Origin of the sequence: Pseudomonas sp. CYM-20-01 (assembly GCF_023169845.1) — a bacterium.
Classification (GTDB): Bacteria; Pseudomonadota; Gammaproteobacteria; order Pseudomonadales; family Pseudomonadaceae; genus Aquipseudomonas; species Aquipseudomonas azotoformans.
The window spans coordinates 4,007,801-4,021,493 of the sequence record NZ_AP025169.1; the positions used below are offsets into that span (position 1 = coordinate 4,007,801).

Here is a 13,693-nt window from a genome sequence, read left to right on the forward strand (position 1 = left end):
TTCAAACCTGGGAGGGGATTGCACCCAATAGCAATCCAATATCATTTGCGCACGCCCCCTCCCTTTGCTTTAATCGCGACCAATTCTTATTTACGCCAATCCTTTTGCGTTGGATGGATATTGTGTCGACCTCTTTCACCCACCTCTACGGCACCCACCACAGCTGGCTGCTCGGCCTGTTGCGCCGGCGCCTGAACGACCGCTGGGATGCCGCCGACCTGGCCCACGACACCTTTATCCGCATCCTCAACCGCCCGGTGGCCGAGACCGATCACGTGCGCCAGCGCTCGTACCTGGCGACCATCGCCCGTGGCTTGTGCATCGACCACTGGCGCCGTCGCCAACTGGAAAAAGCCTGGTTGGAGTCGCTGGCGCAACGCCCGGAAGACACGCACCCGTCCCCGGAGCAACGGGCAATCATCGTCGAAACCCTCTACGAAGTGGACGCCATGCTCGCTCGCCTGCCCAGGAACGTCCGCGAGGCCTTCCTGCTCGCTCAACTGCACGGCCTGCCCTACAAACAGATCGGCCTGCAATTGGGCGTGTGCGAACGCATGGTCAAGAAATACCTGGCCCAGGCCCTGCTGCACTGCGCGATCTTGGAAGCCGAGCTCGACGGGATGCTGGTGCAATGAACACGCCCGGCAAGCTCAGCCACGCCAGCCTGGAACAGGCCGCGCAGTGGTACGTGCGCCTGCAGGACCCGGCGGGTACGCAGGAACAGCAACGCTGGCAAACCTGGGTCGCGCAGAACCCCGAGCACTTGGCCGCATGGCAGTACGTGGAACGCGTCAGCCAGCGCTTTGCGCCCTTGATGGAGCAACCCCATGGCGCGAGCCGGGCGTTGCGCAGCTCGCGCCGGCAAACCCTCAAGACGCTGCTGGTACTGTGTGGGGGGTCGACATTGGCCTGGGGCGCTTGGCGCAACACCGTCCTGCCCCGGTTGGTCGGCGGTTGGCGCGCGGACTATGCCACCGGTAGCGGTGAGACGCGCGACGCCCTGCTGGCCGATGGCAGCCATGTGTGGTTGAACGCCTTGAGCGCTGTGGACGTGCGCTTTGATGCGGTGCAGCGGTTATTGCAGTTGCGCTTTGGCGAAGTGCTGATCGACACCGCCAAGGACGCCCTCCGGCCTTTCCTAGTGGACACCGGACACGGCCGCCTGCAGGCGTTGGGGACACGTTTCAGTGTGCTGCACGGCGAACACCACACCCAGCTCAACGTGTTCGGAGGGCGGGTGCAAGTCACCGCCCTCGACCAGCACGTGCGCATCATCGAAACCGGCCAACAAGTGTCGTTCACCGCCAACGGTTTCAACCCGACCCTGCCCGCCTCCCCGGCCCGTGAAGCCTGGAGCCGGGGCGTGCTGCTGGCGGATAACCTGCCGCTCGGCCAATTGATCGCCGAACTGAATCGCTATCGCCCCGGCCACCTGGGCTGCGACCCAGCCGTGGCGCACTTGCCGGTGATGGGGTCATTCCCGCTGCAAGACAGCGACCACGCCCTGGGTTTGTTGCAGGCGGCGCTGCCGATTCGCGTGGATAAACCGATGCCGTGGTGGGTCACTGTCGGCCCAAAGTAAAAAAACGCTCAGCACCAGTTCCCTTTTCCCACCTTCGTTCGGTTAACCCTGCAGACGCTTTCAATTCGCCGATCGATCTGATCCAAAGGGAAACATCCATGTCGCAACCTGCCCGCTTCGCGCTGCGCCCACTGGCGCTGGCCACCTCGCTGTTTTGCCTGGGCGCACCGTCGCTGCAAGCCGCCGAATCGCCCTCGACCCAGGAAGCTTCACGCAGCTATCACATCGCTGCCGGCCCGCTGGTCAGCGTGCTCAACAGCTTTGCCGAGCAGTCGGGTATTTTCATCGCGGGCCACAACAGCCTGGCCGCCGGCAAAACCAGCCCCGGCCTGAATGGCAGCTACACCCCGGCGGCCGGCTTGCAGCGCCTGTTGCAGGGCAGCGGTTTGCAGGCCCTGCCCCAAGGCAACAACGGCTACGTACTGGAACTGATCCCGACCAACACCGGCGCCCTGGAGCTGGCCGCCACGACGATTTCGGGCCAGGACCTGGGCGCCACCACGGAAGACACCCATTCGTACACCACCGGCTCCATGGCCTCGGCCACCGGCCTGCCGCTGTCGATGCGCGAAACCCCGCAGTCGGTCACGGTGATCACCCGCCAGCAAATGGACGACCAGGGCACCAACAGCATCGCTGACACCCTGCGCCGTGCCCCCGGCGTGAGCGTGCAGAACTACGACAGCGAGCGCTGGGAGTTTTCCAGCCGTGGCCTGCCGATCACCAATTTCCAGTACGACGGTGTCAATTCCACCTATGACGGCGTGTATGACTACGGCACCACCAGCACCGACATGGCGGTGTACGACCACCTGGAAATCATCAAGGGTTCGGCCGGCCTGCTGAGCGGTTCCGGCGACCCCTCGGCCACGGTCAACCTGATCCGCAAAAAACCCACGGCAGCGTTCAAGGCTTCGGTGACCCAGACCTTCGGCTCCTGGGACAACTACCGCACCGAAGGCGACATCTCCGGCCCCTTGACGGCGTCGGGCAATGTGCGCGGGCGTTTTGTCGGTGTGTACCAGGATCGCCAGTCGTACCTGGACCACTACCAGAACACCAAGGACATCGCCTACGGCATCCTTGAAGCCGACCTCACACCCGACACCCTGCTGACCTTCGGCATCGACCAGCAGGACACCCGCTCACGTGGTGCCAGCTGGACCGGATTCCCGATGTATTTCAGCGACGGCTCGCGCACGAACTTTTCGCGTTCGTTCAACCCGGCCGCCGACTGGAGCCGCCGCGACTTCCAGAACCAGACGCTGTTCGCCTCGGTGCAGCAGAAGCTGGCGAACGACTGGTCACTCAAAGTCAGCCTCGACCGCAAGCGCAGCCAGCACGACACCCTGCTCGCATCCGCCAGCGGCGGCAACCCGGACCCGGTCAGCGGCCAGAACATGTACATGTTCATGGGCAAGTACAAGGGCGATCAGGTGCAGAACACCCTGGACGTCAACCTCAGCGGGCCGTTCAGCCTGCTCGGCCGTGAACACGAACTGATCATGGGCTTCATGGCCACCCGCTCGAAACAGGACGTGCCGGTGTACGGCTCGATCTACCCAGCGGTGGGCGGCAGTATCTTCGACTGGCACGGCGAGTACGCCAAGCCGGACATCCCGCGCAGCGGCCAGAACGATATCGTGCAGCGCCAGACCGGCGCCTACCTGGCCACGCGCCTGAAGCCCACCGATGATTTGTCGGTGATCCTCGGCACCCGCGTCAGCACCTTCAGCGGCACCGACACCACCGATTTCTACGACCCGACCAAGGCCGATAACCGCACCACTTATCACCAGAGCGGCGTGGTCACGCCCTACGCCGGCATCGTCTATGACCTCAACGACACCTGGTCGGTGTACACCAGCTACACCCAGATCTACCGTCCGCAAACCAGCAAGGACGCCGACCGCAAACTGCTCGACCCGATCGAGGGCGAAACCTACGAGGCCGGGCTCAAGGCTGCGTTCTACGACGGGCGCCTGAACGCCAGCTTTGCCGCGTTCCGTATCCAGCAGGACAACGTGGCCGAATACGTCTCGGGCTTCGAGACCGACTCGGTGTACCGCCCCATCGCCGGCGCCACCACCAAGGGCTTTGAAGCGGAGTTGTCGGGTGAAGTGCTGGACGGCTGGAACGTCTCCGCCGGCTACACCTACCAGCACACCCGTGATGCCAAGGACGACTACGTCTACAGCTCGGTGCTGCAAACCACCACACCGCAGCAGGTGGTGCGCCTGTTCAGCACCTATCGCCTGCCCGGTGCCCTAGAGAACGTCACCGTCGGCGGTGGGGTGAACTGGCAGAGTGAGTTCTTCGGCAACGTGTTCCAGCCCGATCCGACTGACACCGTCAACTTCGGCCACAACGCGCGCATCACCCAGGACAGCTACTACCTGGTCGACCTGATGGCGCGCTACCGCTTCAACGAGCACTTGAGCACCACACTCAACGTGAAGAACTTGTTCGACAAAAAGTACTACACCGGGCTGGGCAACTTCGGCACCGGGTTCTATGGCGAGCCGCGCAGCCTGCAATTGGCGACACGCTGGGACTTCTGAGCGCCGGCCTGAACCTTGCCGCCGTGGCTGACGCAAGCCACGGCCTTGCAGGAAACGCCTGCTACAGATGCCCCATCCCTGGGGCGGATCATCCGGGGTTTGATCAGCCGGAACCGCCCTCATGGATGACATTCACGCCCTTGCCCTGACCTGGGACAACCTGCCCAGCGACACGCCCCTGCCACTCAGTGTCAGCCCCTCCAGCGCCTACCTGAGCGAGCGCCAGACCCTGCGCAACGAGGGCGACCCACCCTTGATCGCGCAACTGACCCGCCTATTGGCCACCGCCTCGAACCAAGCGTTGCCGCTTCCCACGCACCCCGTACCAATGATCGAGCATTCACAGTTGGGCCAGTGGTGCGAAGCCTTTTGCAAAGCCATCAACCAGAAAGATTTCATCGACTGGGCCAACGCCCAAGGGTTTGATCTCGCTACGCTGCGGGTGCACAACAGTCGGCTCAGCGTGACGGCTCACGGGCAACCCAAGGTCTATTGCCTGGCCGACTCGTCCGCCTGGTGGACACTGGCCAACCCGATCATCTACATCAGCCAACTCCTGGACCCGACCGAGCTGGGCATGCCGTATATCGCACCTGTACCTCCTGCCGGCGTGCGCAGCTTTCCCTTGAACCTGACCCTGGCGTTCCATGGCTTGCCAATGCCTGCGAACCGCCTCCAGGCGCAGACCATTGTCGAAGAACTCGAGGCCTTGCAAGGTTTTCCCGGGTTTGATGACAACGGGCGCAGCAAGTCGATGAGCTACGCCGAACTGGGCCAGCAGGCGCGCGACTACGTGCAACTGGCTGACGCCCTGCAACAACTGGTCAGGGACGAGAACAGCTTTAACGCTTTCGACGTCTACAGCACTGCGCTGTATCTGCAGTCGGACTCGCGGCTGGCCAGAAACCTTAAAGAGGCCGCCGATCTGTTGCGGGCAATCATCGATCACCACGACCTGGGCACCACAGACGACGCACCGCGGCCCACTTACTACGATTACCAGCGGCAAGTGTTGTGCGTGCTGAGCCCCGACAGCGGGCTGGAGATGAACACCCTGGCGCCCGATGTGCCCGATGCGCGGTGGCACAGGCTTGGAACGCTGGGCGAACAACTGGGCAGTCATCTCTATCCCGACCGGCGCATCAGTATTGTCGGGGTTTTACAGGCGTACGCCATCGAACGCCCGCTGAACAGGACAGAGGTCAGCTTCCTGAGCGAGCGCCTGCGCAACTGGCCGGCGCCTGCGCCCCCGGTGGTATTGAACAGCGCCCGCTCATTCGGCGAACTGTATCGCTATCGGCAGTACGTCGGCCTGCTCAACGATCGCCACGCGCTGCGCGCTGGGTTATCGACAGTGATCGATGGCGGCAACCTGAGCGATGCCGACACGCTCGATATCGGCAGCAACGTCGACCCGGACACCCTCCAGGCGACCGTTAAAAAAGCCTACGCGGCGCTCAACACGCTGACCGATCACCCGGACTTCCTGACCATCCGCACCCAGCAACGTATCGACCCCGACAGCCATGTGCTGCTCAGCGCCACCGGCAGCGTGGGCGCCAATGGCCTGGATGGCACCTGGAAAAACCTGACCGATCCGGTGATGAGCAATATCGAGCTTGCCTCCCTGGTCCCTCCCCTCAAACAGCTCGCGGCTAAAACCGGTGGGTACCTGCGCAGTCGTTTCAAGGTCACGCTTTCTCAGGCGCTGCGCCTGTATCACCTTGAACGCCCCGAGACCTTGGATGAGGCACGCCTGACCTTGCAGCAATTGGCGGTCAGCCAACCGCTGCCGGCGCGTCAGGGGCACTACTGGCGAGCGCTCAAGCCGCTGTACGGTTCACAGCCTTCGGCCTGGAAACTGTCGGTGCTCGAGCGTGCGCAGATTGTGCGCATCATCGAGCGCTTCATGGCTGACCAGGACGTGCCGCTGTTCGAGTACCTCGGCCAGCCCATCGTCGCCGGCAAGTCCATAGCCGATGTCAGGGCGGAGGCGGATTTCCTCATGGTCCGCCTGCTCGCGACGCCCTTGGCCCAGCAACTGGCAGAGGCTTTGTCGAACGCCCTGCACTGGCATGGCGGCCATGCAGGTGAACGTACGGAGCGAGGCAGCCGCACCGCGCTGATACTCGCCGCCCTGATCCTGAGCCTGGACCCGGAGCCTGATGCATACCCCACCCGTATCAACCTGATCGACTGGCACTCCGATTACTTCTGGGGCGAACACGTGCCGTTTGTACGCCAGAACATCGATAGCAGCCTGAACGGGCTCGACGCAGCCACCGCAGCACTGGCCGCGCACCTGTTGCTGAGCGAAAAAAGCCCGCACTTGCTCGTACGCGGCATACCCGACGCAACGCCTTGCCTCAGTGCCCAGACCTGGGTGTTGTACCGTCAATACGTCATGTACATGGAAAAGGTCATGCCAGGGTCTTCCCGTCAATTGACCTACAGCCAGATCATGTTCCTGGCCGGGCTGGCGCCACAAGGCAGCTGGAAACGCTTTATCGAGAGCAGCGAAGCAGCGCCGCCGGTGCTGGAGTGGGCCGTGGTCAACGGCATACTGGGCCCTCAACCGCATTACGATGTGCAGGCGATCAACACGGCGCTGGACAGCCTCAACCAACAGCGAGCCAGCCTTGCCGCCGCGCTCGAGACGTTTGCGCAGCCCGTGGTGACCGTGCGCCAGACCGCCCTGGAAGATCTGCGCAGGGTTTACCCCAACACCCCTCTGTTGGATCAACCAGTATTGATGTACCTGCCGGAAAACTCGCCATTTTCCGAGGAAGGCCGTTTCGAAGGTGTGTACAGCGGCCCACTGTACTCGTTCGTCGATTTGCACAGTGCTGGCGCCCTCGATGTCACGTCGACACGCTGGCACTCCACAAACACAGCGGTCAAATACCGTGAAATGGCTCGGCAATTCCATTTGCTGACCCCGATCAACCGGCTGTTTCTCGAGACCTTTGACCGCAAGCTTGGCCAACTGAAAGACGCCTATGGGACTGCCATCCGGTATTGGTTGTCGCACCTGACCTTACCCAGTCGTGAAGCCCTGGAGTACGGTCTGGTGGGGTTCTTCGGTATTGCCCAGCGGCGGGCTGCCGATGTCGGCCGATTCGGCGTGCTGATGTATGTCTCGCACTACGGCGACCGCAAGTTCTATGAAATCTTTCCCAGGCACCTGCTGGTTCGTCCACGTCCAGACCTTGACTATGAACAGGTCACACACGCGGCCGAGAACGGCGCCAGCAGTGCCTGGATGCGTTTCGACTGGCCGGCCTATGCGCAAGGAACCCGACCGGCCGAGGTGGCGCAGACCACTGCCGACAACGCCCTGGTCATTCGTCAACTCGACAACCTGGCGCCCGCCGCAATACCCGCACCGGACCTCTTCGGACGCCGGGTCCCGCGTACCTTCGACTCACCACGCACCCGCGCATTGACCCGTGTCATCGTCGAGCGGCATCTGCTGCATGACGGTGAGGCGCTACGTGAAAAAGCCCGGCTGCCGATCACCCTGGCAGAGGCTGTGAACGGCAACGACCCATGGGCCGACTACCTGGGTCGCTATGCACCACTGGTACGCCAGGGCTTGAACAATGGCGGGTTTTAGCTGACGCTGCTGCCCTACCCGTTCAACTGCTGCGAGGAAGCGCCCGCCCATGACTGCTGCCACTGCTCCGTGTTTCTGGCGTGACCCCGCGCTGGCCTTCATCGAGGCGCGCACCATCGCTGATGGGCGCAAGGTCACCTACAGCCGGCATGCCCATGAGCATTTTTCCATCGGCGCGATCACCACCGGGCGCAGCTACTACCACTATGGCACCGACACGTTCCAGATCAGCGCCGGCACGGTGGTGTTGATGAACCCCGGCGATGTGCATGCCTGCAACCCCATCGATAATGAGCCGTGGTCCTATCAGATGCTGTACATCGACACGCCCTGGTTGACGGAGTTGCAGCATCAGTTGGGCTTCAGCACCGACCAGGGTTACCGGCCGTTCAATACGCCCCATACCCAGGACGCCGTGCTGTACCGTGGTTTGCTGGACTTGTACCGCATCCTCGTCGATGAACAGGCCGAGCACTTGCAGAAACAGGGCGCGCTGGTGAGTTACTTCAGCGACGTACAACAGCGCCTCAACCCTGCCGGCACCCCGCTGCGCGAGGTCAACCACAAACTGGAACGGGCCGCCGAGTACATCCGCACGCACTGCACCGAAGGGTTGAAGCTGGAAGACATCTGCCTGGCGGCCGAACTGTCGCCGTCTTACCTGATCCGCGCCTTCAAGCAGTATTACGGGCTGACACCGCATGCTTACCTGGTCAACCAACGCATCCAGTTCGCTCGCGCCCAATTGCGCCAGGGTGCGCTGATCGCCGATGTGGCGCTGGCGGCGGGGTTTGCCGACCAGGCACATTTCCAGCGCGCGTTCAAACAGCATTTCGCCGCAACGCCGGGGCAATACCGCGACGTGCTCAAGCCATCAGCAAATAACCCACACTGGCCACCAGCAACGCGGCCATTGAACGGTTGAATACGCGCACGCCCTGGGAGTTGCCCAGGTAGCGCCGCAAAAACGTGCCGGCATAGGCCCAGCACGCCACCGAGAGATAGCAGATCACCAGGTAGAGCCCGGCAAACAACCACACCTGCCGTGCATCGCCATCGGCTACGAACAACCCCATCCCCGCCACACACGCCAGCCAGGCCTTGGGGTTGAGCCACTGCATGATCGCGCCATACAGCATCGACGGCGCCGTGGCACTGCCATCGGCGTCGAGCCGGCCATCGTCTACCGCCAACTTCCAGGCCATGTACAGCAAAAAAGCCACCCCGCCCCACTGGATCAACTGGGTGAGTATCGGCCAACGTATCAGTACCTCATGCAACCCCAGGCCAATCAACACCAACAGCAACGTGAAGCCCACGGCGGCGCCCAAGACGTGTTTCTGGCTGGCGACAAAACCGAAACGCGCTCCCGAACTCAGTGCGACCACATTCACCGGGCCGGGGGTGATAGACGTGGCGAGTGCGAAGGCAGCCATGGAAATGATCAGACTCATTGCAGTTCCTTGTTATTCGAGCGAATGACGATGGGGCCACGGTAAGGGGGCCACTCGGTCGAGGTATTGAAGAAAATGCCCCTCGCTCGCTTAGACGCTTTTATTCCATTGATATAACTGCATTTTTTTCTTTCGCACAGGCGATTTTGATAGGCAAAAATGCGTATTTGCCGTGCGGGGGGCGATGCTAGAGTTCAATCCCTCCTGATCAAAAAAAGGAACCGCCATGTCACGTCGCCTGCTGGCAGCCGCCTGCCTGATGCTATGTTTTTCCGCCGCCCAAGCCGCTGAGCGCTGGGAAACGCTGCCGCCAACGCCCGCCCCTGTGGCCGGTGCCCAGACCGGCTATGCCGCCGTCAACGGCATCAAGGTCTACTACACCCGTACCGGCCATGGCTCGCCGGTGGTGCTGCTGCACGGCGGCCTGTCCAACTCCGATTATTGGGGTAACCAAGTCAAGGCCTTGGCGGCAAGGCATACGGTGATCAGTATCGACAGCCGTGGCCACGGGCGCAGTTCGCGGGATGAAAAACCCTATGGTTATGACCTGATGGCCGATGACGTGGTGGCCGTACTCGACCACCTGAAAATCCCCCGCGCCGATATCGTCGGCTGGAGCGACGGCACCATCATCGGCATCGACCTGGCCCTGCGTCACCCGGACCGCCTCGGCAAAGTCTTCGCCTTCGCCGCCAACACCCAGACCGCAGGCGTGAAGGACGGCGTCGAGAAGAACCCGACCTTCGCCGCCTTCATCGAGCGCGCCGGCAAGGAGTACGCCAAGCTGTCGCCGACGCCGAAAGAGTACGACGCGTTTGTCGAGCAGATCAGCCATATGTGGGCCAGCCAACCGAACTGGACTGACGCACAATTGCAAAGCATCAAGACGCCAATCCTGATTGCCGATGGCGACCATGACGAAGCGATCAAGCGCGAACACACCGAGTACATGGCCGCGACCATCCCCGGCGCCGGCCTGCTGATCCTGCCGAACACCAGCCACTTTGCGTTCCTGCAAGACCCGGCGTTGTTCAATGCGGCACTGCTGGGCTTCCTCGACGGCAAATAGGCACCGCCTCAAGCCCCGGGCATTTGGGTGACGATATCCCCGATGCCCAGCACCCGGCCATCCTCGGCGAGGATCTCGACCTTGCGCAGGGGCTTGAGCAAGCGCGCATCCAGCACTTGCGCGCCGACATCCTCCGGCTCGGTATAGGCCTGGCCCCACTGCGCCAGCGTCACCAGCACCGGCATCAGCGCACGGCCCTTGTCAGTGAGCTGGTACTCGCTGCGCGCACCGACTTCGCTGGTCTGCAACAGGCCTTGCTCGACCATGTCCTTGAGCCGTGTGGCGAGGATGTTTTTCGCCACGCCCAGGTGTTTTTGAAAATCACCGAAACGCGTTACTCCGGCAAAGGCGTCACGGATGATCAACAACGTCCACCAGTCACCCACCACATCCAGGGCACGGGCCACCGGGCAGCCATCGCCTTCCAGGCATTTGCGCTTCATCGTCGGCCCTCCGGGCAGTTGCAAAATAAGGTTGCATTATAGGACCAACAGGCTCAGGATAAAAATGGTTTCATTATTAAACCTAATTCCTTGTCTGGAGCGCATCATGGATATTCGTGGAAAAGTGGTACTGGTCACCGGCGCCAATCGCGGCCTGGGTAAAGCATTCGTCATTGCCTTGCTGGAAGCCGGCGCGGCCAAGGTCTACGCCGGCGCACGCGATCCAGGCAGCGTGAACCTCCCCGGCAGCACGCCGATTGCCCTGGACATCACCGACCAGGCCAGCGTGCAGCGCGCCGCCGAGCAGTGCACCGATGTAGACGTGGTGATCAACAACGCGGGGTTCCTGAAATACGGCTCGCTGCTGGCTGAAGACAGCGTCGAAAACCTGCAACAGCACTTTGACGTGAACACCTTCGGCACCCTGCGCGTCAGCCGTGCGTTTGCGCCGATCCTGGCCAGGCAAGGCGGCGGCGCGCTGATCAATGTGCTGTCGGTATTGAGCTGGCTCAGCCCGCCCGGCACTGGCGGCTACAGCGCCTCCAAGTCCGCCCAGTGGGGCCTGACCAATGGACTGCGCGGCGAACTGCGCGAACAGAAGACCCTGGTGATCGGCGTGCACCCCGCCTACATCGACACCGATATGGTGGCAGACGTGCAGGCGCCGAAGAGCACGCCCCAGGACGTGGTCGCCATCACCCTCAAGGCCCTGAGCGAAGACCGCGAGGAAGTGCTGATCACCGACATGACCCTGGCCGTAAAGGCCTCGTTGTCCACCGACAGCCCGGTCTACCTCAACAACTGATCAACCCGATGCCCGCCAGCGGCTTATCACCGCTGCGCGGGAATCCGGACGTCGCCATCGCGGCACTGGCTCTTCACACTGCGCGGACAACCGGCAAAGGCCAGGTCCTTGGTCAGGCATACCCGCACCTCGGACAGCACTTTGCCTTTGCAGATGACTGCCAGCCCATGATTGCCCATGCGCGGGTTGCTTTCACGGAACAACGCCTCGATCTCACTGGCCTGCAACGATGGCGGCGTATTGAACGGCTGCAGTTGTTGCGGAATGGTCACCACCCCCAGCGCCTGGTCGGTTTTTTCCAGGTAGGCCAAGGGTTCCAGGCCACTGCAGGTGCCATGCTTGGACCATTCATGCTTGAGCAGTGAGCGGGTCGGGAACAGTGCCGCGCCCTTCTCGATTTCTTCACGACTCAACGGCGACTGTGGCGCACAAGAGGCCGGCCAGCCACCACGCGCGTACTGCGGCCACAGGCCATGCAAGACAAAACCGTAGCCCTTGCCGGAACATTGCTCGTTGTCCGGGTGCGTCAGGCAAAAGGTCGGCGACCACGACAACGACAGCACATAAAAATCAAACTCCCCCGGTGTGTCTTGGCTGCGCGGAGCCGCCATCGCACTGGTGGCCAGCACCAGCCACATCGCCATCCAGTATTTCATTTGTCTATTCCTTGGAAAAAAACAACCCTAACGCGCCTACTCAGGACGATGGGGGTTACGTTGTAGCACCTTGTCCAGGATCCGATCGGTCTTCAACGCTTCGATGCCCAGCGATGGGTGCTCGGCTTCGCCACGGATATGTGCGTTCATCGCCAACACGTGGTGCCACTGGATATGCGCGTGGCACGGCACTTCCAGCACTTCGCACGATTCACCCTCAAGGTGCAGCGACTGGTCTTCGAAGACCGAGAATCGGATGCGCCCACGGCTGCCGATCAGTTCCACCCGGTCCTCGCGACGGTCCGCGACAAAATTCCAGCAGCCCATGCCCAGTGCGCCCGAACTGAACGTCCAGCACGCCGTCACTGCATCCTCGGCCGCATAGCGCCCGGCTTGTCGCGCGGTAAAGCCTGTGACCTCAACGATGTCCCCGGCCAGGTACTGGAACAGGTCGAAACCATGGCTGGCCAGGTCGGCGAAGTAACCACCGCCAGCGATGGTCGGGTCAGTGCGCCAGTTGGCGGGGCTGGCGTCGTCGGCACCCGGTGGCTTGCACAAGGTCCAGGTCAGGTGGCGCAGTTCGCCGATGCGCCCATCTCGCAACCAGTCACGCACTTGCTGGAAACGCGGCAGCGAACGGCGGTAATAGGACACAAACAGATGCAGCCCGGCACGTTCGAAGGTGCGCTGCATCAACGCGCTCTGCTCGGCGTTGAGCGACATGGGCTTCTCGACGCAGCAATGCTTGCCGGCCGCCGCGACCATCAGACTGTATTCGAGGTGGCTGTCCGGCGGCGTGGCGATGTACACCGCGTCCACCTCGGGGTCGTTGATCAGCGCCTGGGCGTCGGTGTAGAAACGCGCAATGCCATGGCGTGCCGCATAATCACGCACCGCCGCTTCGCGGCGCCCCATCACAGCCACCAGCGCAGAACCTGGCGCTTTGTAGAAAGCCGGCCCACTCTTCAATTCAGTGACACTGCCACAGCCGATCATGCCCCAGCGTACGCTGCCCATCTGCCCTCCTCGTGCGTTTTGATCAATCGGGCAGTATCCACATCCCCACACGTCAGTGCCATAAGCACTTAGCATGACAATTGCATTACACTTTTATGACACTCATCCCGCTGCGGGGGCACAGACGATGAAAATACGTGCAACGGTCATTTGCGAACACGAGGGGAATATCCTCTTCGTGCGCAAGGCCAGATCAAAATGGGCATTGCCGGGAGGCAAGGTCGAACGCAACGAGCGCCCGGTCGGCGCGGCCGAACGTGAGTTGGAAGAAGAAACCGGATTGAACGTGGACGGCTTGCTGTATTTGCAGGAACTCAAGGCCCGCGACACCGTGCACCACGTGTTCGAAGCGTCGGTGGTGAACGTCGCCGATGCGAAACCTTGCAATGAAATCGTCGATTGCCAGTGGCACCCCTATGGCGCCATGGACGAGCTGGACACCACCGATGCCACCCGCCACATTGTCAAATCCTTCCTGCGTCGCCTGTAG

Annotated in this window: 12 protein-coding genes; 8 read left to right on the forward strand and 4 right to left on the reverse strand. The window is 62.1% G+C overall.

Annotated features, from left to right (window positions below):
• The first annotated feature begins 113 nt into the window (after positions 1 to 113).
• The 5 genes from M2497_RS17785 (at position 114) to M2497_RS17805 (ending at position 8,684) form a co-directional block, all read left to right on the forward strand.
• On the forward strand, positions 114 to 635 hold the full coding sequence (locus M2497_RS17785; RefSeq protein WP_248482020.1) for a sigma-70 family RNA polymerase sigma factor: 522 nt from the start codon (positions 114 to 116) through the stop codon (positions 633 to 635).
• Positions 632 to 1,582, forward strand: a complete 951-nt coding sequence (locus tag M2497_RS17790; protein ID WP_248482021.1) for a FecR domain-containing protein — start codon at positions 632 to 634, stop codon at positions 1,580 to 1,582. The genes M2497_RS17785 and M2497_RS17790 overlap by 4 nt, the downstream gene beginning before the upstream one ends.
• A gap of 98 nt (positions 1,583 to 1,680) precedes the next feature.
• On the forward strand, positions 1,681 to 4,143 hold the full coding sequence (locus M2497_RS17795; protein ID WP_248482023.1) for a TonB-dependent receptor: 2,463 nt from the start codon (positions 1,681 to 1,683) through the stop codon (positions 4,141 to 4,143).
• A 121-nt stretch (positions 4,144 to 4,264) separates the two neighbouring features.
• On the forward strand, positions 4,265 to 7,759 hold the full coding sequence (locus M2497_RS17800; protein ID WP_248482024.1) for a hypothetical protein: 3,495 nt from the start codon (positions 4,265 to 4,267) through the stop codon (positions 7,757 to 7,759).
• Positions 7,760 to 7,808: 49 nt separating this feature from the next.
• Positions 7,809 to 8,684 carry an AraC family transcriptional regulator gene (locus M2497_RS17805; RefSeq protein WP_248482025.1) on the forward strand — a complete coding sequence of 292 codons (876 nt, stop codon included), beginning with the start codon at positions 7,809 to 7,811 and terminating at the stop codon, positions 8,682 to 8,684.
• Here the strand turns inward: M2497_RS17805 and M2497_RS17810 are convergent.
• Positions 8,626 to 9,213: a LysE family translocator gene (locus tag M2497_RS17810; RefSeq protein WP_248482026.1), complete on the reverse strand. Its 588-nt coding sequence runs from the start codon at positions 9,211 to 9,213 to the stop codon at positions 8,626 to 8,628. The two genes, M2497_RS17805 and M2497_RS17810, sit on opposite strands and share 59 nt — an antisense overlap.
• A 226-nt stretch (positions 9,214 to 9,439) precedes the next feature.
• Here M2497_RS17810 and M2497_RS17815 point away from each other — a divergent pair, with 226 nt between their 5' ends.
• The gene (locus tag M2497_RS17815; protein ID WP_248482029.1) at positions 9,440 to 10,282 is read left to right on the forward strand and encodes an alpha/beta hydrolase; all 843 of its coding nucleotides are present in this window, start codon (positions 9,440 to 9,442) and stop codon (positions 10,280 to 10,282) included.
• Positions 10,283 to 10,290: 8 nt separating this feature from the next.
• On the opposite strand, the gene M2497_RS17820 is transcribed toward M2497_RS17815, so the two are convergent.
• Positions 10,291 to 10,725, reverse strand: coding sequence for a helix-turn-helix domain-containing protein (locus M2497_RS17820; protein WP_058426307.1), 435 nt, complete (start codon positions 10,723 to 10,725; stop codon positions 10,291 to 10,293).
• 106 nt (positions 10,726 to 10,831) lie between these two features.
• Here M2497_RS17820 and M2497_RS17825 point away from each other — a divergent pair, with 106 nt between their 5' ends.
• Positions 10,832 to 11,530 carry an SDR family oxidoreductase gene (locus tag M2497_RS17825; RefSeq protein ID WP_248482031.1) on the forward strand — a complete coding sequence of 233 codons (699 nt, stop codon included), beginning with the start codon at positions 10,832 to 10,834 and terminating at the stop codon, positions 11,528 to 11,530.
• Positions 11,531 to 11,556: 26 nt separating this feature from the next.
• Here M2497_RS17825 and M2497_RS17830 read toward each other — a convergent pair whose 3' ends face one another.
• Together M2497_RS17830 and M2497_RS17835 are read right to left on the reverse strand one after the other, a co-directional pair.
• Complete coding sequence (locus tag M2497_RS17830; protein WP_248482034.1) at positions 11,557 to 12,186, reverse strand: ribonuclease T2; 630 nt, start codon at positions 12,184 to 12,186, stop codon at positions 11,557 to 11,559.
• A gap of 36 nt (positions 12,187 to 12,222) precedes the next feature.
• Positions 12,223 to 13,203 carry a Gfo/Idh/MocA family oxidoreductase gene (locus M2497_RS17835; RefSeq protein WP_248482036.1) on the reverse strand — a complete coding sequence of 327 codons (981 nt, stop codon included), beginning with the start codon at positions 13,201 to 13,203 and terminating at the stop codon, positions 12,223 to 12,225.
• 127 nt (positions 13,204 to 13,330) lie between these two features.
• On the opposite strand from M2497_RS17835, the gene M2497_RS17840 reads away from it, so the two are divergent.
• Positions 13,331 to 13,693 carry an NUDIX domain-containing protein gene (locus M2497_RS17840; RefSeq protein WP_071490698.1) on the forward strand — a complete coding sequence of 121 codons (363 nt, stop codon included), beginning with the start codon at positions 13,331 to 13,333 and terminating at the stop codon, positions 13,691 to 13,693.